Raw genomic sequence first — 19,920 nt, 5'->3', positions numbered from 1 at the left:
TTAACCCTGTTGCATTGTGATGTTGCTTGCTTATGAAAATGCCGCAAAGGGGGGAGGGGCGCAAGGGTTTTACGGGTTAAAACGGAAATAGTGCAATAGTGATTGTGGAATAGTGAAAAAAGAGTACGTCACTCATCCTTTTATTGATGATTATGCAATAAAACACGCTTTTTGTTAGATGGGGTTTTGTTGGTATGGGCTGAAAATGAAAAACCACGCCCTGAGGCGTGGTTCAGTATCAGATAATGTCGATTTCGTCGACGGAGGGGTAAATCCAGCTTGGCCTGAACGGCATTGAGTCAATGTCATCAATCTGCGAGACGCCGGAAAGCACTAAGATAGTTTCCAGACCCGCCTGGAAACCGGCCAGGATATCGGTGCGCAGGTTGTCGCCGACGATGACCGTTTCTTCAGAGTGGGCCTGCATTTTGTTCAGCGCGGCACGAATGATCCACGGGCTCGGTTTTCCGACCACAAACGGCTGACGACCGGAGATTTTTTCGATACCGGCGCACAGCGCGCCGCAGGCAGGATAAAAACCACGCCCGTGCGTGTCCGGGTTGGTGGCGATAAAGCGCGCGCCGCTGGCGACAAAGTAGGCAGCTTTATGCATCATCTCCCAGTTAAAGGAGCGTGTTTCGCCGACAATCACAAAGTCCGGGTTCACATCGGTAATGGTAAAGCCTGCTTTATACAGTTCGTGGATCAGCGCGCCTTCACCCACTACGTAAGCTTTTTTCCCTTCCTGACGCTTCAGAAAATCCGCCGTGGCCATTGCCGAGGTATAAAACACGCTGTCCGGCACGTCGACGCCTGCGGTGGCAAAACGGTTCGCCAGATCCTGACCGGTTTGGGAAGGGTAGTTCGTGAGCAGAACCAGTGGCATTCCTTTGTCGATGATGCGGTGCAGAAACTCCGCAGCACCCGGCACGGCAACGTTGTCGTGCATCAGCACGCCGTCGATATCACAAATTACATTCTTAATGGTCATGGACATTCCGACATCAAAAAAAGAAGGCGTTACTATAAGGTCCGATCAGGATTCCAGCAAATGCTGGAGTAGGATCCCGTTGAGCATGGCGCGCTTGACCAGCGCAAATGCGCCAATCGCCGAGCGATGGTCAAGCTTCGAACGAACCACCGGAAGATTCTGGCGGAATGCTTTCAGCGCCTGGGTGTTAATACAGCCTTCGATGGCGGGCAGCAGCACCTTTTCCGCTTCAACAATCTCTCCGGCGATCACCACTTTTTGTGGGTTAAACAGGTTAATGGCGATAGCGATGGTTTTCCCCAGATGGCGACCTACCTGCTCGATCACCTCACAGGCCAGGGCGTCGCCTTTATTGGCGGCTTTGCAGATGGTGCCTATCTTGCAATCGTCCAGTGAGACGCGGCTTTGATAACCCTGCTCAAGCAGGTGGCGAACGCGCTGCTCGATGGCCGTGTTGGCGGCGATGGTTTCAAGGCAGCCGAAGTTGCCGCAGTGGCAGCGTTCGCCGAGCGGCTCAACCTGAATGTGGCCGATCTCGCCAACGTTACCGTTGCGACCAATAAATATACGGCCATTGGAGATAATGCCAGCGCCCGTACCGCGGTGTACGCGCACCAGAATAGAGTCTTCGCAGTCCTGACTCGCACCAAAGTAGTGCTCAGCCAGCGCTAAAGATCGAATATCGTGGCCGACAAAGCAGGTCACCTTAAAGCGTTTCTCCAGCGCGTCGACCAGCGCCCAGTTCTCAACCTGAATATGCGGCATGTAACGGATCACACCGCTTTCCGGGTCGACGAGGCCCGGCAAAATGACGGAGATGGCGATGAGTTCGCGGATCTTGCGCTGACAGCTTTCAATAAAGTGCGCGATGGTATTCAGCAGCGCGTGTTCCAGCGTCTCCTGGGTGCGTTCGGGCAGCGGGTAGTGCTCTTCGGCAATGGCTTTGCTGCTCAGATCGTAGAGCGTGAGCGTGGTGTCATGACGACCAAGCCGGACACCAATGGCCTGAAAGTTGCGGGTTTCGGTAATAATGGAGATGGCGCGGCGGCCCCCGGTGGAGGCCTGCTGATCGACTTCTTTGATCAAACCGCGCTCAATGAGCTGGCGGGTGATTTTTGTCACGCTGGCGGGAGCAAGCTGGCTTTGTTCGGCTATCTGGATCCGCGAGATTGGACCATGTTGGTCAATCAGGCGATAAACCGCCGCACTGTTAAGTTGTTTAACGAGATCGACATTACCGATTTGAGCTTGTCCGCCTGGTGTCATACTTTTACTTACTCAGTGACGACCTCGTTACCATTAACGATGGTCTTAATAATTTTATAATCGTGTGTGAATGCCGTCAGGTTTGCAACCATACCTGGTGCAATTCCGCCAAGCTGTTTATCCACGCCGATGGCGCGAGCCGGATAAAGAGTGGCCATACGCAGGACTTCATCAAGCGCAATCCCGCAATGCTCAACCAGATTACGCACCCCTTCAATCATGGTCAAAGAGGAGCCACTCAGAGTACCGTTTTCATCCACACACAGTCCGTTGCGGTAGTATATTGTTTTACCGGCAAAAATGAACTGCTCAATATTTGCACCTGCTGGCGCAGTGGCATCGGTGACCAGGCAGAGCTTGTCACCTTTCAGCCGCTTGGCATTGCGAATGTTGGTGTAATCAACGTGCATACCATCAGCGATAATGCCGCAGTAGACGTCCGGTTCGTCGAGAATCGCTCCGACCAGACCCGGTTCACGGCCGGTAATATACGGCATGGCGTTGTAAAGGTGCGTGGCAAAGGTAATACCCGCACGGAAGCCCGCTTTGGCTTCTTTCAGCGTGGCGTTTGAGTGGCCTGCGGAAACCACAATCCCGGCGGCAGCCAGTTTGCTGATGACCTCAGTGCCGGTCATTTCAGGCGCCAGCGTCACTTTAGCGATTACATCAGCGTTGGCACACATGTAGTCGACCAGTTCAGCATCAGGCTTGCGCACGTAATCCGGATTATGCGTGCCTTTCTTCACTATATTCAGCCATGGTCCTTCCAGGTGCAGGCCCAGCGCCTGATTCGGGTGTTTCGCCAGGTATTCGCGCATCACGCGGATACCCTGTTTCATCAGGTCATCACTGCTGGTAATGAGCGTCGGCAGATAGCTGGTGCAGCCTGATTTCTCGTTAGCTTTCTGCATGATTTCCAGCGTTTCAACCGTCACCGCCTCGGCGGTGTCGTTGAATTGCACGCCGCCGCAGCCGTTCAGCTGTACGTCGATGAAACCGGGGGAGATTACTGCTCCATTGAGTGAGCGCTGTTCAATCTCCGGCGGCAGCTCTGCCAGCGGACAAACACGTTCAATCAGGCCATTGGCGATAACAATCGCATGGTCATCCAGAATTTCATGGCCGGTATAAATCCGACCGTGGGTTAAAGCGTACATAACGACCCCCGGTTAAAAAAAGCGGCCGCCTCTTGTGGAAGAGGCGGTTATTCAATTACAGACCTTTGATGTTCTCTGCTTCTAACTCGTTGAAGTATTTCAGCGTTTTCACTTTCAGCTCCATCGTTGACGGTTCGTCGCAGACGATGACTGATTTAGGATGCAGCTGCAGGCAGCTGATGGTCCACATGTGGTTAACGTTGCCTTCAACGGCAGCCTGGAGCGCCTGCGCTTTCACGCCGCCCAGCACCAGAATCATCACCTCTTCGGCATCCAGCAGGGTGCCTACGCCAACGGTCAGGGCGTATTTTGGAACCTGGTTCACGTCACCGTCAAAGAAGCGGGAGTTTGCCACGCGGGTGTCATGGGTCAGCGTTTTAATGCGGGTACGGGAAGCCAGAGAAGAGGCTGGTTCGTTGAACGCGATATGCCCATCGTTGCCCACGCCACCCATAAACAGGTGGATTTTACCGTAAGAACGGATTTTTTCTTCGTACTGACGGCATTCTGCGTCAATATCAGGCGCATTTCCATTCAGCAGGTTAATATTTTCAGCTGGGATATCAACGTGATCAAAGAAATTGCGGTGCATGAAGCTATGGTAGCTTTCAGGATGTTCTTTTGGCAGGCCAACATATTCGTCCATGTTGAAGGTTACAACATGTTTAAAGCTAACCTGGCCCGCTTTGTGCATTTCAACCAGCGCTTTGTACGCGGTCAGTGGAGTACCACCGGTTGGAAGGCCAAGAACGAACGGACGATCGGCAGTAGGCTTGAAGGCATTAATACGGTTAACGATATGGCGAGCGGCCCATTTACCGACTTGTTCAGCAGTTGCCAGGGGAATCAGTCTCATTGTTCACCTCAAGAGTTAAAGTAGAAGAGTGGGCGGATGGTAATCGGAACCTGATGCTTAAGCGTAACCTGGAACCTTTCAGGCCGGATCAATCCGTCTTGATTTTTTGAATGATAAAATAAGTTTTGGCTGTTAGCCAGTGAAAGGGAGGGGGGATTACGATATTTGGTGACAAAAATCACAAAAAATGGGTGTTTAATTTGCGATACGAATTAATTTTTCACACACTCACAATGCCAGTGAATCATCAACTGTATTAATCGTTGTCGACACAATAAAAACATAGTTACTGCACGAGCCCGATAACGGGCCTCGTAGGGGGAATAGGATGAATATTTTAGGTTTTTTCCAGCGCCTCGGTAGGGCTTTGCAGCTCCCTATCGCCGTGCTACCGGTTGCAGCATTACTGTTGCGATTCGGGCAACCCGATCTTCTTAATGTGCCGTTCATTGCTCAGGCAGGCGGCGCTATTTTTGATAACCTGGCGCTGATATTCGCCATCGGCGTCGCGTCCAGTTGGTCAAAAGACAGTGCAGGGGCTGCGGCTCTGGCAGGCGCAGTCGGTTATTTCATCCTGACGAAAGCGATGGTAACCATTAACCCTGAAATCAATATGGGCGTGCTGGCGGGTATCATTACCGGTCTGGTTGGCGGCGCCGTGTATAACCGCTGGGCAAATATTAAGCTTCCTGATTTCCTGAGTTTCTTCGGTGGAAAACGTTTCGTTCCGATCGCGACGGGCTTCTTCTGTCTGGTTCTGGCAGCGATCTTTGGCTACGTTTGGCCGCCGGTGCAGCATGCCATTCATGCGGGCGGCGAGTGGATCGTTTCTGCGGGTGCGATGGGCGCAGGTATCTTCGGTTTCATTAACCGTCTGCTGATCCCTACAGGCCTGCATCAGGTGCTGAATACCATCGCATGGTTCCAGATTGGTGAGTTTACCAATGCGGCGGGCACCGTTTTCCACGGCGACATCAACCGCTTCTACGCGGGTGACGGCACCGCGGGCATGTTTATGTCCGGTTTCTTCCCAATTATGATGTTTGGTTTGCCTGGTGCTGCGCTTGCTATGTACCTGGCCGCGCCAAAAGCGCGTCGTCCGATGGTTGGCGGCATGCTGCTGTCTGTTGCGATTACCGCTTTCCTGACCGGTGTTACCGAGCCACTGGAATTCCTGTTCATGTTCCTGGCTCCGCTGCTGTACCTCATGCACGCAATCCTGACCGGTATCAGCCTGTTCGTTGCCACCCTTCTGGGTATCCATGCGGGCTTCTCCTTCTCCGCAGGCGCCATTGACTACGTGTTGATGTACAACCTGCCGGCGGCAAGCAGCAACGTCTGGATGCTGGTGGTGATGGGCCTGATCTTCTTCGTTATCTACTTCGTTCTGTTCAGCGCGGTGATTCGTATGTTTAACCTGAAAACGCCGGGCCGCGAAGATACGAAAGAAGATGTTGTTACCAGTGAAGCAAACAGCAATACCGAAGAAGGTTTAACCCAGCTGGCGACCAGCTACATTGCCGCAGTCGGCGGTACCGACAACCTGAAAGCGATTGACGCTTGTATTACTCGTCTGCGTCTGACCGTGGGTGATTCCGCGCGCGTGAGCGATGCGATGTGTAAACGCCTGGGCGCGTCTGGTGTGGTGAAACTGAATAAGCAAACCATCCAGGTTATCGTGGGTGCGAAAGCTGAATCTATCGGCGATGAAATGAAAAAAGTGGTTGCCCGTGGGCCGGTTGCTGCCGCCTCAACGGATAGCGCTCCAGTATCTGAAGCGCCGGTTGCAAAACCGCAGGCCGTGCCAAATGCGGTGACTATCGCTGCGCTGGTGTCCCCGGTCACCGGTGACGTGGTTGCGCTTGAGCAGGTGCCTGACGAAGCGTTCGCCAGCAAAGCGGTTGGTGACGGCGTGGCGGTGAAACCAACGGACAAAACCGTTGTGTCTCCGGCGGCCGGTACCATCGTGAAAATCTTCAACACCAACCACGCGTTCTGCCTCGAAACCGAAAAAGGCGCGGAGATCGTTGTCCATATGGGTATCGATACCGTTGCGCTGAACGGTCAGGGCTTTACTCGCCTGGTAGAAGAGGGCGCTGAAGTGGTGGCGGGTCAGCCGATTCTGGAAATGGATCTGGACTTCCTGAACGCCAACGCGCGCTCCATGATTAGCCCGGTCGTTTGCAGCAACATTGATGACTTCAGCGGCCTGGTCATTCAGGCGAAAGGTCAGGTTGTTGCAGGCCAAACACCGCTGTATGAGATTAAAGGCAAGTAATCGCTCCTGAGTAGAGTCATGCCTTAAGCGGCGGGGGATATCCTCCGCCGCTTTTTTTTGCAGCAAATGCCCCCATTATTTTCATCTGATACGTATTTTCCGTAACTAAGGGTTGTCACTACGTCCGGCTTATAAGATCATACGCCGTTATACGTTGTTTACGCTTTGAGGAATCCACGATGAGTGAGGCAGAAGCCCGCCCGAGTAACTTTATTCGTCAGATCATCGATGAAGATCTGGCCAGTGGTAAGCACACCACGGTACATACGCGTTTTCCGCCGGAGCCGAACGGCTACCTGCACATTGGTCACGCGAAATCGATCTGCCTGAACTTTGGCATTGCGCAAGATTACCAGGGGCAGTGCAACCTGCGTTTCGATGACACCAACCCAGTAAAAGAAGACATCGAATACGTTGAGTCCATTAAAAACGACGTGCAATGGCTGGGCTTCAACTGGTCTGGCGATATCTGCTACTCCTCTGACTATTTTGATCAGCTGTATGCCTACGCGGTGGAGCTGATCAATAAAGGTCTGGCATACGTCGACGAACTGTCTGCTGACGAAATCCGCGAGTATCGCGGTACGCTGACTGCGCCAGGTAAAAACAGCCCGTTCCGCGATCGCAGCGTGGAAGAGAACCTGGCGCTGTTTGAAAAAATGCGTGCCGGTGGCTTCGAAGAAGGCAAAGCGTGCCTGCGCGCCAAAATCGACATGGCGTCTCCGTTCATCGTGATGCGCGACCCGGTGCTGTACCGCATTAAATTTGCGGAACACCACCAGACCGGCAACAAGTGGTGCATCTACCCGATGTACGACTTCACCCACTGCATTAGCGATGCGCTGGAAGGCATTACGCACTCCCTGTGTACGCTGGAGTTCCAGGACAACCGTCGTCTGTACGACTGGGTGCTGGATAACATCACCATTCCTGTGCATCCGCGTCAGTACGAGTTCTCTCGTCTGAATCTGGAATACACCGTGATGTCCAAGCGTAAGCTGAACCTGCTGGTAACAGACAAGCACGTTGAGGGTTGGGACGATCCGCGTATGCCAACCATCTCTGGTCTGCGCCGTCGTGGTTACACTGCCGCCTCTATTCGTGAGTTCTGCAAACGTATTGGCGTGACCAAGCAGGACAACACCATCGAAATGGCGTCTCTGGAATCCTGCATTCGTGAAGATCTCAACGAAAACGCCCCGCGCGCGATGGCCGTTATCGATCCGGTGAAACTGGTTATCGAAAACTACCCGCAGGGTGGAAGCGAGCTGGTCTCCATGCCTAACCATCCGAACAAACCGGAAATGGGAAGCCGCGACGTGCCGTTCAGCAGTGAAATCTGGATCGATCGTGCTGACTTCCGTGAAGAAGCCAATAAGCAGTACAAACGTCTGGTGCTGGGTAAAGAAGTGCGTCTGCGTAATGCCTACGTCATCAAAGCCGAGCGCGTAGAGAAAGATGCAGAAGGCAACATCACCACCATCTTCTGTTCGTACGATGCAGAGACGCTGAGCAAAGATCCGGCAGATGGCCGCAAGGTGAAAGGCGTGATCCACTGGGTGAGCGCTTCCCACGCGCTGCCGGTAGAAATTCGTCTGTACGATCGTCTGTTTAGCGTGCCTAACCCGGGTGCAGCTGAAGACTTCCTGGCGACTATCAACCCGGAATCTTTGGTGATTAAACAGGGTTACGCGGAGCCGTCGCTGAAAGCGGCTGAAGCGGGCAAAGCGTTCCAGTTTGAACGTGAAGGTTACTTCTGCCTGGACAGCCGTTACAGTACGGCAGAAAAGCCGGTATTTAACCGTACCGTAGGTTTGCGTGATACCTGGACGAAGATCGGCGAATAATAACGCTGCACTGGTCAATGAGAAACAAACGCCGCTTATAGCGGCGTTTTTTTATTTAATGATCATATCGTTAAAGTAGACCCGTAATTAGGCCAACTAAAATTTTTGGTCAACGTGGTGCTACTTATTTTTCTAAAAAAAAGTTTGTCTTTCTGATAAAAAAGTGAATAAAGACAAATACGTGTTTTTTTACGATCTAATACGTTGAAATTACCTGCTTTATCCCCGCCACACCTCGCATCCGGCTAAATGTTACAAAGCACTACCAATTATGTGCACTTCGTCATAATCCTGACTTTTGCCCACTGAAAAGCATTGATAATTCGCGTCGCGAAAAATAACCTAAAGACGGTAGTTAATTCGAGGGTATTTATAACTACCCCTGACCATTTGGTCTTTTATATTTTCGCCGTTTAAGGCGTTTTAATTCGTCAAAGAGGAATAATCTATGCGTACGTTCAGTGGCAAACGTAGTGCGCTGGCGCTGGCTATTGCCGGTGTGACAGCAATGTCGGGCCTGGTGGTGGCACCAGAGGCGAAAGCAGCAGGTTTCATCGAAGATTCTACCCTCACTGGCGGTATTTATTACTGGCAGCGTGAACGTGACCGTAAAGATGTCACAGAAGATAAATACAAAACCAACCTCTCTCACTCCACCTGGAACGCCAACCTGGACTTCCAGTCAGGCTATGCCGCTGATATGTTCGGTCTGGATATTGCCGCATTTACCGCAATCGAAATGGCGGAAAACGGCGACAGCGGCCACCCGAACGAAATTGCCTTCTCCTCCAGCAATAAAGCCTATGACGAAGACTGGTCCGGAGATAAAAGCGGTATCAGCCTTTATAAGGCTGCAGCGAAATTTAAATACGGCCCGGTCTGGGCGCGCGGGGGGTATATTCAGCCAACCGGCCAGACGCTGTTAGCGCCGCACTGGAGCTTTATGCCTGGTACCTATCAGGGTGCAGAAGCCGGGGCTAACTTTGACTACGGTGACGCAGGTGCGTTGAGCTTCTCCTATATGTGGACCAACGAGTACAAAGCACCGTGGCACATCGAAATGGATAAGTTCTACCAGAACGATAAGAAAACCAAAGTCGATTACCTCCACTCGCTGGGCGCGAAGTACGACTTTAAAAACGATCTGGTTCTGGAAGCCGCATTTGGTCAGGCGGAAGGCTATATCGATCAGTATTTTGCTAAAGCCAGCTACAAATTTGATATCGCCGGTAGCCCGCTGAGCACCAGCTACCAGTTCTACGGTACGCGCGATAAGGTCAGCGATGGCAGCGTAAATGACATTTATAACGGCACCGCGTGGCTTCAGGCGCTGACCTTCGGCTACAAAGTCGGTCAGGTTGATTTGCGTCTGGAAGGGACATGGGTGAAGGCGGAAGGGCAGCAGGGCTACTTCCTGCAGCGTATGACCCCGACCTATGCATCATCCAACGGTCGTCTGGATATCTGGTGGGATAACCGCTCCGACTTCAACGCCGACGGCGAGAAAGCGGTCTTCTTCGGCGCCATGTATGACCTGAAAAACTGGAACCTGCCTGGCTGGGCGGTGGGTGCTTCTTACGCATACGCCTGGGACGCAAAACCAGCAGACATGGCGACGCCGGATGCCTACTACGATCCAAACTATCGCCTGAAAGAGTCCTCCTACAGCCTGGATGCTATCTATACCCTGCAGGATGGCCGCGCGAAAGGCACGATGTTCAAGCTGCACTTCACCCAGTATGACAACCACTCCGATATTCCAAGCTATGCGGGCGGTTACGGCAACATCTTCCAGGATGAACGTGACGTCAAATTCATGGTTATCGCCCCATTCACCATCTTCTGATAAGCACACCGGCGGGCTGAATCCCGCCGGTCTGGAGACTGCACATGATGAAAAAAATTGTAATCGTCGCGTTGCTGGCATCAGGGCTGGTGGCGTGCGTTCAGACTCAGGCGCCGAAAGAGGATTCCCGTCTGAAGGAGGCGTATAGCGCCTGTATTAATACTGCGGAAGGCTCGCCGGAGAAAATCGAAGCCTGTCAGAGCGTGCTGAATGTGTTGAAGAAAGAGAAAGCGCATGAGCAGTTCGCGACGCAGGAGAACGTTCGGGTGATGGATTATCAGGCCTGTATTCAGGCGCGTAAAACCGGTAACGATCAGGAAGTGGCGAAGCGTTGCGATAAGATCTGGAACGAGATACGCAATAACAATAAATAAGTTGCTTTACGCCCGGTGGCACTTTGCTTACCGGGCTTTTTTGACGCAAAAAAAGCCAACCTTGCGGCTGGCTCAGAGTATGAACGCTAACTTATTTTGTGTCGTGAGCGTGTTCATTCTCGCGGCAATCCCCTTCAGCGCAGTGACCGTAAAGGTACAGGCTGTGGTTGGTCAGGCGAATGCCGTGACGAGCTGCGATTTCACGCTGACGCGCTTCGATGGAATCATCGCTAAATTCAATGACCTTGCCGCAATCGAGGCAGATCAGGTGATCGTGGTGATGCTGCTGGGTCAGTTCGAATACAGATTTACCGCCTTCGAAATTATGACGGGTAACAATGCCCGCGTCATCAAACTGGTTCAGCACGCGATAAACGGTGGCCAGCCCAATCTCTTCACCCATGTCGATAAGACGTTTATAAAGGTCTTCCGCACTGACATGGTGATTGTCTGGACCCTGAAGCACTTCGAGGATTTTTAATCGAGGAAGCGTTACTTTCAGGCCAGCCTTCTTTAATGCGGTATTGTTGTCAGTCATGCGGAATCTGTCCTGTTGCTAAACGATTCACTTCTGAAGGAAGTGACAGAAAATGCACCTGGGTTAATGCGTCTCATTATAGAACTGCCATGCCTAAATGAAAACTGCAAGTCTCAGGCAAAGTATGCTTATAAAAACGTGGTATCACCAACAAACTTGCTCAATGGAAACCACATTTTGCCAGGGAGACATTGTACAGGTCTGGGCGAAAAAGTTAAAAGTTTGTAGCAATTAATTTAATCGGTTTTACCTGGAAAACGGGCGCAACCTGCGTTGCGCCGTAGAAAAAATCAGGCGTTGAGAATATCGTCCAGGTGGAGTTCTTCACGGATCTGCTTAACCCACTTCTCTACACGCTCTGCCGTAAGCTCAGGCTGACGGTCTTCGTCAATGGCCAGACCGACAAAATGATCGTCATCGGCCAGGCCTTTAGAGGCTTCGAAGTGGTAACCGGCAGTCGGCCAGTGACCAACAATAACCGCGCCATTCGGCTCAATGATGTCGCGAATCGTCCCCAGCGCGTCACAGAAGTACTCGGCATAGTCTTCCTGATCGCCACAGCCAAACAGTGCGACCAGCTTCCCGTTGAAGTCCACCTCTTCCAGCGTCGGGAAGAAATCGTCCCAGTCGCACTGGGCTTCACCGTAGTACCAGGTTGGAATACCCAGCAGCAGAATGTCATAGCCCTCGAGATCTTCTTTGCTGCTCTTGGCGATGTCATGCACATCAGCAACGTCTTTACCGAGCTGTTTCTGAATGTTTTTTGCGATATTTTCGGTATTGCCGGTATCACTGCCGAAGAAAATGCCGATGATTGCCATGAGTAAAATAACCTCTTGAAACTTAATGGTATGGTGGCGCAATTCGGCCACGGATAAGGGCAATAATAGCAGAACTGGCAACCCTGCGGAAACCGCTATCGCGCAGGACTGCACTCTGTGCTACATGAAAAGGGCGATAAAGGGGTTTTTCAGACTTATGCCTGGCTGCGAAGCGTCTCAAGCTGAGCGATGAGCATCTCTTCAATAAGCTCGCTGCGGCTGATATTACGCGCCTCGGCCAGCTCGTTAAGCGCATCGACAGCGTCAGCGTTGAGCTTCAGTTCGACACGCTTAAGCCCACGATTTTTATCGCGTTTAAGCTGATTGCGTTTATTGATACGCAGCTGTTCATCGCGCGAAAGCGGATTCGTTTTCGGTCGTCCCGGTCGACGCTCATTCGCGAACAGATCTAGTGTCGTACGGTCCGTTTGTTCTTTGGCCATGATTCTGAGACTTCGGGGGAAACACGCCGCCCTGCTAAAGCCCGGGCGATAAGCGCGCCATCATACATCAGCAAAAACGGCACGCCAACGACTGGAAGCCTGTCATCTTCCAGTCGCTCTCTTTTTAATCAATTTGCAGTATCAGCGAGATAGCGGCGGGTAGCGCGCAGTACAGCGTCAGGTTTTTCGGCGTGAACCCAGTGCCCGGCCCCGGCAATCACGTGGGCGCGCGCCTGCGGGAACTGTGCCAGCAGCGTGTCGCGATAAGCGTCGGTAATATAAGGAGAGTGGCCGCCGCGAATAAAGAGAGCAGGGTGCGGCCAGGCGGGGACGGTTTCCCAGCCCACGATGTTGTTGTACTGGTCCCACAGCACCGGCACGTTAAAACGCCATTGCCCGTCAACAAACGACTTCAAAAGGAACTGCACCACGCCTTCTTCATCAAGATGTTCACGCATAACCGTTGCCGCCTGCTGACGTGTGGAAACGCCAGCTGCAGTTACAGCATTAATTGCTGCGAAAATCTCATCATGACGTCGAACGTCGTAGTCCACAGGGGCAACATCAATGACCACAAGCCCGGAAATGCGTTCTGGCGCCAGCGCGGTGAGCGCCATAACCGCTTTACCGCCCATTGAATGCCCGATGAGGGTCACCTTCTGCAGATTGTGCGCATCAAGCGTATCCAGCAGATCCTGCGCCATTGCCGCATAGGTCATTTCGTCTGAGCGGCCGGAAAGCCCGTGATTGCGCATATCAACCTGTAGAATATCGTGATCGGTGACCAAATCGCGGGCCAGCACGCCCAGGTTATCCAGGCTGCCAAAAAGTCCATGAACCAGCACGATGGGGGAATTATTGTTCGGCGATTGTGCAGTTTGCGCTCGGGTATTCAATTTCATGGCAAAGTTCTTTTTTTACGTATGTCAGGTTAGGGTATCATGTTGACCATTCTGCCGCCCGGCTGCAAGGTTCCAGTTTAATCTGACTTTTGCCGCCAACCTGGTTTGACGCTATCCGCTGTTGGGATTTGACCTTATAATCCCAATGACTTGTATTCAGATAAGATATCGCACTGGATTAAGATGAAAACAATCGAAGTTGATGACGAACTCTATCAGTATATTGCCAGCCAGACGCGGCATATCGGGGAGAGCGCGTCCGACATTTTACGGCGCATGCTTAAAATTTCCGCCGCTTCACAGCCTGCCACCCCAGTTACCAAAGATGTCGTGTCTCAGCCGAGCGTTGCTGCACAGGCAAAACCTGCCGTGACGCCGGTAAAAGATAAAGTGCGCGCGATGCGTGAGCTGCTGCTCTCCGACGAATATGCGGAGCAGAAAAAGGCGGTCAACCGTTTTATGCTGGTGCTGTCTACACTTTACGCCCTGGATAACAAAGCGTTTGCTGAAGCGACCGAGTCGCTGCACGGCCGTACCCGCGTCTATTTCGCGGGCGACGAGCAGACGCTGCTGCAAAATGGCAATCAAACCAAACCTAAACATGTCCCTGGCACCCCGTACTGGGTGATCACCAATACCAATACGGGCCGCAAGTGCAGCATGATTGAACACATCATGCAGTCCATGCAGTTCCCGGCGGAATTGATTGAAAAGGTTTGCGGTACAATTTAACCCTTGCATCATAAGGACCCGGTAATGGCAAATCACAGCCGTGCAGGCCAACCTGCACAACAAAGCGATTTGATTAACGTCGCTCAGCTGACCGCGCAGTATTACGTGCTGAAACCGGTCGTGGGCAACGCAGAACACGCAGTGAAGTTTGGTACATCTGGTCACCGCGGCAGCGCGGCGCGCCACAGCTTTAACGAACCGCATATTCTGGCCATTGCTCAGGCCATTGCGGAAGAGCGCGCCAAAAACGGCGTTACCGGTCCGTGCTACGTGGGCAAAGATACCCATGCGCTGTCTGAACCGGCGTTCATTTCCGTGCTGGAAGTGCTGGCGGCAAACGGCGTTGACGTGATTGTGCAGGAGAACAACGGCTTCACCCCAACGCCGGCGGTATCAAACGCAATCCTTGTGCACAACAAAAAAGGTGGCGCACTGGCAGACGGGATCGTTATCACGCCATCCCACAACCCGCCGGAAGACGGTGGTATTAAATACAACCCACCTAACGGCGGCCCGGCTGACACCAACGTCACCAAAGTGGTGGAAGATCGTGCAAACGCGCTGCTGGCTGACGGCCTGAAAGGCGTTAAACGTATTTCTCTTGATGAAGCGATGGCCTCCGGCCACGTGAAAGAGCAGGATCTGGTTCAGCCGTTCGTGGAAGGGCTGGCGGATATCGTCGATATGGCGGCGATTCAGAAAGCCGGCCTGAAGCTGGGCGTGGATCCGCTGGGCGGCTCCGGTATTGAGTACTGGAAGCGCATCGCCGAGCACTACAAGCTGGATCTGACCATCGTGAACGATCACGTCGATCAGACCTTCCGCTTCATGCACCTGGACAAAGACGGTGCGATCCGTATGGACTGCTCCTCCGAGTGCGCGATGGCGGGCCTGCTGGCGCTGCGCGACAAGTTCGATCTGGCATTTGCTAACGACCCGGATTATGACCGTCACGGCATCGTCACCCCTGCCGGGCTGATGAACCCGAACCACTACCTGGCTGTTGCGATCAACTACTTGTTCCAGCACCGCCCGCAGTGGGGCAAAGAGGTGGCTGTCGGTAAAACACTGGTCTCTTCTGCGATGATCGACCGCGTGGTGGACGCGCTGGGCCGCAAGCTGGTGGAAGTGCCGGTGGGCTTCAAGTGGTTCGTTGACGGTCTGCACGACGGCAGCTTTGGCTTCGGCGGCGAAGAGAGCGCGGGCGCGTCCTTCCTGCGCTTCGACGGCACCCCGTGGTCAACCGATAAAGACGGCATCATCATGTGCCTGCTGGCGGCGGAAATTACTGCGGTTACCGGCAAGAACCCGCAGGAACACTACAACGAGCTGGCGGCACGCTTTGGTGCGCCAAGCTATAACCGTATCCAGGCTGGCGCGACCTCTGCGCAGAAAGCTGCCTTGTCCAAACTCTCCCCAGAGATGGTCAGCGCAAGCACCCTGGCAGGCGATCCGATCACCGCGCGTCTGACGGCGGCACCGGGTAACGGTGCGTCTATCGGCGGACTGAAAGTGATGACCGAAAACGGCTGGTTCGCCGCGCGTCCGTCCGGTACGGAAGATGCGTACAAAATCTATTGCGAAAGCTTCCTCGGCGCTGAGCACCGCCAGCAGATTGAGAAAGAGGCGGTAGAGATTGTCAGCGAAGTGCTGAAAAACGCGTAAGTAGTGTTCTGGTGCGGGCTGATGCCCTCACCCCGGCCCTCTCCCACAGGGAGAGGGAGAAAAAGGCCCGGTAAGCGTTAGCGCCACCGGGCTTTTTTTAGCTATGTTTGTTCTTCAATTCAAACCGCGGTGACACCAGACCGTATAGCGTCCAGCCCATAAAGGTCACCATCGCGCCATACAGCATCGCCTCCTGGCCGGATGAGTAGAGCGCATAGAAGCTGTAGATTGCCCCAATCAGCGCCACAATATTCGCCGCACGCGCTTTGCGTGGAACAACTTTCGCCACCTTCTGAATGATCGCCAGCGCCGCCATCGACAGAATATACGGAATGATATTCGTCACCACCGCCAGGTTGACCAGCACGTTAAACTGGCTGTTCAGGGACGGGCTAATGGTCATCAGCGACAATCCACTCTGGAAGATGACAATCGCCAGCATCCCCTGCACCGGCGCATCCGCTTTGGTCACGCGGGAGAAGATTTTTGGGAAGTAACCTTCATCAGCCGAGGATTTAAACACCTGTGCGATGGTGAACTGCCAGCCGAGCAGCGAGCCGCAGCAGGACATCACCATCAGACCCATGATCACTTTCCCGACTTCCGGGGTGAACATCTGGGCAAAGGCCAGCCCGAACGGCGCCGTGGAGTTAGCCAGATCCATGTTTGGCACAATCCCGGCAATGACGTTAGTCGAGACGATATAGATCACCGCCGCGCCCAGCGTTCCGCCGAGGACCGCAATCGGCACGTTCTTCTCCGGGTTCTCTACCACTTCTGCGTTCGCACAGGCGGATTCCAGACCCAGGAAGGCCCAGAGCGTCATGGCGATAGACGAGCCCACTGCCGTAAAGAACGGCACGTGGTGCGGATTCCAGGAGTTGGCGTAGAGCGTTGGGCTGAACCAGAACCAGCCGATGATGCACAGGCCGACAACCGGGATAATCACGCCCCAGACGGTGATGCTGGAGAGCTGACCGGTAATGCGCGCGCCACCAAAGTTGGCCACGGTGCAGATCCACAGAACCCCGATGGTCGCCAGCCCAATTTGTACCGGGCTGAGCGTCACGCCAAACAACTCCGTGCCGTAGCCGACGGCGGAAATGGCAATCGCCACGTTGGCGATCAGCAGCGATACGCCGTAGGTGTAGTTCGCCATAAAGTTGCCGGACTTACCAAAGGCGTACTCAGCATAGCCGCCCATGCCACCTGACTTGCGGCTGAACATCCCACACTTGGCGAACGCCCACGCCAGTGCCATCGATCCTACGGCGGTAACAAGCCAGGAGATAATCGAAATCGTCCCCACTTCGGCGAGCTTGGTGGGCAGCATAATAATCCCGGAACCCATCATGTTGACCATGGTAAGGATAGTCAGCTGCACCACGCCCATCTTATTGGACTTACTCATAATTTCTCTCCTTTCAGCAGCGCGGGCTGAGCGGCGGATTGTTTGATGACGTAGCAGCGAACCTGTTTGCGACCGTCACACTCCTCGACATACACGCCCTGCAACTCCGGCGCGAAGCCCGGCAGCAGGTTGATGCCTTCTTCCAGTGCGGCAAAGTAGCGCAGCACGGAACCGCCCCAGACTTCCCCTGGAACCACGCACAGCACCCCCGGTGGGTAAGGAAGCGCACCTTCAGCGGCGATGCGGCCTTCCGCGTCGCGCAGGGAGACCAGCTCGACCTCGCCGCGCAGGTAGGCGTAGTTCGCGTCCTGCGGATTCATCATCACACGTGGGAAGTGAGACTTGCGGAACATCTCTTTTTGCAGCTGCTTCACGTTGTGGCGGGCGTACAGGTCATGCATTTCCTGGCAGATCTGGCGCAGGGTGTAATCTGCGTAACGTTCCGGATGTTGTTTGTAGAGAGAAGGCAAGACCTCTTTCAGCGGAACATCGCTCTCGAGCAGTTTTTCGAAGCGCACCAGCTGTGCCACAAGCTGCTGCAGCTTGCCCATATCTTCCGCCGGCGTGAGCAGGAACAGGATCGAGTTGAGATCGCATTTTTCCGGCACGATGCCGTTTTCGCGAAGGAAGTTGGCAAGGATAGTGGCGGGCACGCCGAAGTCGTCATACTCCCCGGTGCGGGCGTTAATGCCCGGCGTGGTCAGCAGGAGCTTGCACGGGTCGATAAAATACTGGTGCTCAGCGTAGCCTTCAAAAGCGTGCCAGTTTTCACCCGGCACGAAGTGGAAGAAGCGTAGATCGGTTGCAATCTCCGCCGTGTCCCAGCTTTCCCACGGACGGCCATCCACCGTCTCCGGCACGAACGGGCGCAGATACCGGCAGTTCTCCAGGATCAGCTTGCGCGCTTCGATACCATTAACCACGCAGTCCATCCACATGTTGCGGCCGCTCTGGCCTTCATGCATGCGGGCGTTGATGTCCAGCGCAGCGAACAGCGGATAAAACGGGCTTGTGGAGGCATGCATCATGAAGGCATTATTCAGCCGCTTATGTGGGACATAGCGCTGTTGACCTTTGATATGGCTGTCTTTCTTATGGATTTGCGAGGTCTGCGAGAAGCCAGCCTGCTGTTTATGCACGGACTGGGTGACCAGGATCCCCGGATCGTTTTGGTTCAGCTCCAGCAGCAGCGGCGAGCAGTCGGCCATCATCGGAATAAACTGCTCGTAACCCACCCAGGCCGAGTCAAACAGGATGTAATCACACAGGTGCCCAATCTTATCCACCACCTGACGGGCGTTATAGATGGTGCCGTCGTAGGTACCCAGCTGGATCACCGCCAGACGGAACGGACGTTCGTCGCGCGCGCGGCCCGGCGCCACCTCTGCTACCAGCTCGCGCAAATAGCTTTCTTCGAAGCAGTGGGCGTCAATGCCGCCAATGAAGCCGTACGGGTTGCGCGCCGTTTCCAGATAGACCGGCGTTGCACCGGCCTGGAGGAGGGCACCGTGATGGTTAGATTTGTGGTTATTACGGTCGAACAGCACCAGGTCCCCCGGGGTGAGCAGAGCGTTAAGCACCACTTTGTTGGATGACGAGGTGCCGTTCAGCACGAAGTAGGTCTTATCGGCATTAAAGACTTTTGCCGCATGCTGCTGGGCGATGCGCGGCGCGCCTTCGTGGATCAGCAGATCGCCCATCGCCACGTCGGCGTTGCACAGATCGGCGCGGAAAAGCGTCTCACCAAAGAAATCGACAAATTGATTGCCGGCAGGATGGCGGCGAAAGAACTGGCCACCCTGATGCCCCGGGCAGTCAAACGCGCTGTTGCCCTGTTTTACATAGTCGACAAGGGCGCGGAAAAACGGCGGGCGCAGCTGGGTTTCATACTTCTGGGCGGCCGCTTCCAGCTGGCGTCCATAAAAGTCGTTGCTGGTGTCTGAGAACTCAAATACGCCATGAATGCGCGATAAATAGTCTGCCGGGATGAACTCTTCTTTGTGCGTTGCGACAAATACGGGAATGCCAAAACCGGTGGCTTCTATTTCGTCCAGAATACCGCTGGCAATATCCGTAACCGTCAGAACAATGGCGGCAACATCAATATAATCAGAGGCGCGGACATCCACCAGTTCACGCTGGGTAGTAAAGCAATCCGGACATGCACGGCTGGCTGCGATTTTTAAACTTTTCATCTTTCTCTCTTTATTTTAGGTAATAAGCGTCCCTCGATTTCTTGCAAGAAAGAAATCGATAATTTTCCGGAAAAAAAAGCAAAGGGTGGCCGCTGATTAAAATCAGTGAATTGCTTTTTTGATGATTGAAATTCAGTCCGCCCGGTGCGGATGAGTCTGAATCAGGATGAATGAGCGCACGAGATCACAGGCAATAGCCTGTAAAATAAGGTGTTTAAGGATAGCCTGTAAGCGAGTGCGCCAGAAGTCGAAGGACTACCGGGCATTAAAGAGATGAAAGTCAAAGCAGTTTCGGTGGGCAAACATCATGATATGTGTTGTCCGCCTTATATGGGGCATTAAGCGATTGTTGTTTTCCATGTTTCATTTTCCTTTCAGTAATTGAAAGCATGGTCATTTTATCCAGGAAAAGCCGATTAACCGTGAGGTAGATCACCGTTAACCGATCAAATCAGAAATAAATATTCGTTTCAAATGAATATCGCAGATCAAAATTCTGATTTGTTGATGATGCGTTAACGGGTTGTTCTGTTAATGTTTTAAATGAGCGAAAATAACCCGAAAAAATAACGCATGGGTTATTTGTGAAATATTTTCT

17 protein-coding genes are annotated in these 19,920 nt (G+C 53.4%); 6 read left to right on the top strand and 11 right to left on the bottom strand.

Going from position 1 to position 19,920, the window contains the following annotated elements; translation table 11 throughout:
• Positions 1–238 precede the first annotated feature (238 nt).
• Genes nagD through nagB form a run of 4 tightly spaced genes read right to left on the bottom strand, consistent with a single transcriptional unit; the run spans position 239 to position 4,270 of the window.
• A complete protein-coding gene (nagD, locus tag AB8818_RS07925) occupies positions 239–991 on the bottom strand; it encodes a ribonucleotide monophosphatase NagD (RefSeq protein ID WP_116343890.1) in 753 nt (250 codons plus the stop codon).
• A 45-nt stretch (positions 992–1,036) separates the two neighbouring features.
• Positions 1,037–2,257: an N-acetylglucosamine repressor gene (locus AB8818_RS07920; RefSeq protein WP_116343891.1), complete on the bottom strand. Its 1,221-nt coding sequence runs from the start codon at positions 2,255–2,257 to the stop codon at positions 1,037–1,039.
• Positions 2,258–2,265: 8 nt separating this feature from the next.
• Positions 2,266–3,414 (bottom strand): N-acetylglucosamine-6-phosphate deacetylase, encoded by a 1,149-nt coding sequence (nagA, locus tag AB8818_RS07915; RefSeq protein ID WP_028012355.1) that lies wholly within the window; start codon positions 3,412–3,414, stop codon positions 2,266–2,268.
• Positions 3,415–3,469: 55 nt separating this feature from the next.
• Positions 3,470–4,270 carry a glucosamine-6-phosphate deaminase gene (gene nagB / locus AB8818_RS07910; RefSeq protein WP_028012356.1) on the bottom strand — a complete coding sequence of 267 codons (801 nt, stop codon included), beginning with the start codon at positions 4,268–4,270 and terminating at the stop codon, positions 3,470–3,472.
• A 328-nt stretch (positions 4,271–4,598) separates the two neighbouring features.
• On the opposite strand from nagB, the gene nagE reads away from it, so the two are divergent.
• The 4 genes from nagE (at position 4,599) to chiQ (ending at position 10,615) form a co-directional block, all read left to right on the top strand.
• The gene (nagE, locus tag AB8818_RS07905) at positions 4,599–6,548 is read left to right on the top strand and encodes a PTS N-acetyl glucosamine transporter subunit IIABC (protein WP_192983957.1); all 1,950 of its coding nucleotides are present in this window, start codon (positions 4,599–4,601) and stop codon (positions 6,546–6,548) included.
• Positions 6,549–6,727: 179 nt separating this feature from the next.
• Positions 6,728–8,395 carry a glutamine--tRNA ligase gene (glnS, locus tag AB8818_RS07900; RefSeq protein ID WP_192983955.1) on the top strand — a complete coding sequence of 556 codons (1,668 nt, stop codon included), beginning with the start codon at positions 6,728–6,730 and terminating at the stop codon, positions 8,393–8,395.
• 448 nt (positions 8,396–8,843) lie between these two features.
• On the top strand, positions 8,844–10,241 hold the full coding sequence (gene chiP, locus AB8818_RS07895) for a chitoporin (RefSeq protein ID WP_116343894.1): 1,398 nt from the start codon (positions 8,844–8,846) through the stop codon (positions 10,239–10,241).
• 47 nt (positions 10,242–10,288) lie between these two features.
• Positions 10,289–10,615, top strand: a complete 327-nt coding sequence (gene chiQ / locus AB8818_RS07890) for a ChiQ/YbfN family lipoprotein (RefSeq protein WP_163330536.1) — start codon at positions 10,289–10,291, stop codon at positions 10,613–10,615.
• Positions 10,616–10,706: 91 nt separating this feature from the next.
• On the opposite strand, the gene fur is transcribed toward chiQ, so the two are convergent.
• From fur to ybfF, 4 genes are all read right to left on the bottom strand, one after another.
• Positions 10,707–11,153, bottom strand: a complete 447-nt coding sequence (gene fur / locus AB8818_RS07885; protein WP_028012361.1) for a ferric iron uptake transcriptional regulator — start codon at positions 11,151–11,153, stop codon at positions 10,707–10,709.
• 290 nt (positions 11,154–11,443) lie between these two features.
• Positions 11,444–11,974 (bottom strand): flavodoxin FldA, encoded by a 531-nt coding sequence (gene fldA, locus AB8818_RS07880; RefSeq protein WP_008501067.1) that lies wholly within the window; start codon positions 11,972–11,974, stop codon positions 11,444–11,446.
• Positions 11,975–12,129: 155 nt separating this feature from the next.
• Entirely contained in the window at positions 12,130–12,417 is a 288-nt protein-coding gene (gene ybfE, locus AB8818_RS07875) for a LexA regulated protein (protein WP_014883017.1), read from the bottom strand.
• 128 nt (positions 12,418–12,545) lie between these two features.
• Positions 12,546–13,319, bottom strand: a complete 774-nt coding sequence (gene ybfF / locus AB8818_RS07870) for an esterase (protein ID WP_192983953.1) — start codon at positions 13,317–13,319, stop codon at positions 12,546–12,548.
• 183 nt (positions 13,320–13,502) lie between these two features.
• Here ybfF and seqA point away from each other — a divergent pair, with 183 nt between their 5' ends.
• Positions 13,503–14,051 carry a replication initiation negative regulator SeqA gene (gene seqA / locus AB8818_RS07865; protein WP_163330461.1) on the top strand — a complete coding sequence of 183 codons (549 nt, stop codon included), beginning with the start codon at positions 13,503–13,505 and terminating at the stop codon, positions 14,049–14,051.
• A gap of 24 nt (positions 14,052–14,075) precedes the next feature.
• Complete coding sequence (gene pgm / locus AB8818_RS07860; RefSeq protein WP_116343897.1) at positions 14,076–15,716, top strand: phosphoglucomutase (alpha-D-glucose-1,6-bisphosphate-dependent); 1,641 nt, start codon at positions 14,076–14,078, stop codon at positions 15,714–15,716.
• A gap of 97 nt (positions 15,717–15,813) precedes the next feature.
• On the opposite strand, the gene potE is transcribed toward pgm, so the two are convergent.
• From potE to speFL, 3 genes are all read right to left on the bottom strand, one after another.
• Positions 15,814–17,127 carry a putrescine-ornithine antiporter gene (gene potE, locus AB8818_RS07855; protein ID WP_316387305.1) on the bottom strand — a complete coding sequence of 438 codons (1,314 nt, stop codon included), beginning with the start codon at positions 17,125–17,127 and terminating at the stop codon, positions 15,814–15,816.
• Positions 17,124–19,322: an ornithine decarboxylase SpeF gene (gene speF, locus AB8818_RS07850; RefSeq protein WP_371199861.1), complete on the bottom strand. Its 2,199-nt coding sequence runs from the start codon at positions 19,320–19,322 to the stop codon at positions 17,124–17,126. Before speF ends, potE begins: the two co-directional genes overlap by 4 nt.
• 255 nt (positions 19,323–19,577) lie before the next feature.
• A complete protein-coding gene (speFL, locus tag AB8818_RS07845) occupies positions 19,578–19,682 on the bottom strand; it encodes a leader peptide SpeFL (RefSeq protein WP_003858645.1) in 105 nt (34 codons plus the stop codon).
• Positions 19,683–19,920: the final 238 nt, after the last annotated feature.

Source organism: Enterobacter sp. KB-280D8 (assembly GCF_041399405.1).
GTDB lineage: Bacteria > Pseudomonadota > Gammaproteobacteria > Enterobacterales > Enterobacteriaceae > Enterobacter > Enterobacter cloacae_N.
The sequence above is the reverse complement of the archived record's forward strand: the minus strand, read 5'-3'. Positions and strand labels throughout refer to the sequence as shown.

Bases quoted from the DNA above. Each gene is read 5' to 3' on its own strand.
- AB8818_RS07920 (WP_116343891.1), bottom strand. From the start codon at position 2,257: ATGACACCAGGCGGACAAGCTCAAATCGGTAATGTCGATCTCGTTAAA.
- ybfF (WP_192983953.1), bottom strand. From the start codon at position 13,319: ATGAAATTGAATACCCGAGCGCAAACTGCACAATCGCCGAACAATAAT.
- glnS (WP_192983955.1), top strand. From the start codon at position 6,728: ATGAGTGAGGCAGAAGCCCGCCCGAGTAACTTTATTCGTCAGATCATC.
- chiQ (WP_163330536.1), top strand. From the start codon at position 10,289: ATGAAAAAAATTGTAATCGTCGCGTTGCTGGCATCAGGGCTGGTGGCG.
- seqA (WP_163330461.1), top strand. From the start codon at position 13,503: ATGAAAACAATCGAAGTTGATGACGAACTCTATCAGTATATTGCCAGC.
- potE (WP_316387305.1), bottom strand. From the start codon at position 17,127: ATGAGTAAGTCCAATAAGATGGGCGTGGTGCAGCTGACTATCCTTACC.
- chiP (WP_116343894.1), top strand. From the start codon at position 8,844: ATGCGTACGTTCAGTGGCAAACGTAGTGCGCTGGCGCTGGCTATTGCC.
- nagD (WP_116343890.1), bottom strand. From the start codon at position 991: ATGACCATTAAGAATGTAATTTGTGATATCGACGGCGTGCTGATGCAC.
- fldA (WP_008501067.1), bottom strand. From the start codon at position 11,974: ATGGCAATCATCGGCATTTTCTTCGGCAGTGATACCGGCAATACCGAA.
- nagE (WP_192983957.1), top strand. From the start codon at position 4,599: ATGAATATTTTAGGTTTTTTCCAGCGCCTCGGTAGGGCTTTGCAGCTC.
- ybfE (WP_014883017.1), bottom strand. From the start codon at position 12,417: ATGGCCAAAGAACAAACGGACCGTACGACACTAGATCTGTTCGCGAAT.
- speF (WP_371199861.1), bottom strand. From the start codon at position 19,322: ATGAAAAGTTTAAAAATCGCAGCCAGCCGTGCATGTCCGGATTGCTTT.
- pgm (WP_116343897.1), top strand. From the start codon at position 14,076: ATGGCAAATCACAGCCGTGCAGGCCAACCTGCACAACAAAGCGATTTG.
- speFL (WP_003858645.1), bottom strand. From the start codon at position 19,682: ATGGAAAACAACAATCGCTTAATGCCCCATATAAGGCGGACAACACAT.
- fur (WP_028012361.1), bottom strand. From the start codon at position 11,153: ATGACTGACAACAATACCGCATTAAAGAAGGCTGGCCTGAAAGTAACG.
- nagA (WP_028012355.1), bottom strand. From the start codon at position 3,414: ATGTACGCTTTAACCCACGGTCGGATTTATACCGGCCATGAAATTCTG.
- nagB (WP_028012356.1), bottom strand. From the start codon at position 4,270: ATGAGACTGATTCCCCTGGCAACTGCTGAACAAGTCGGTAAATGGGCC.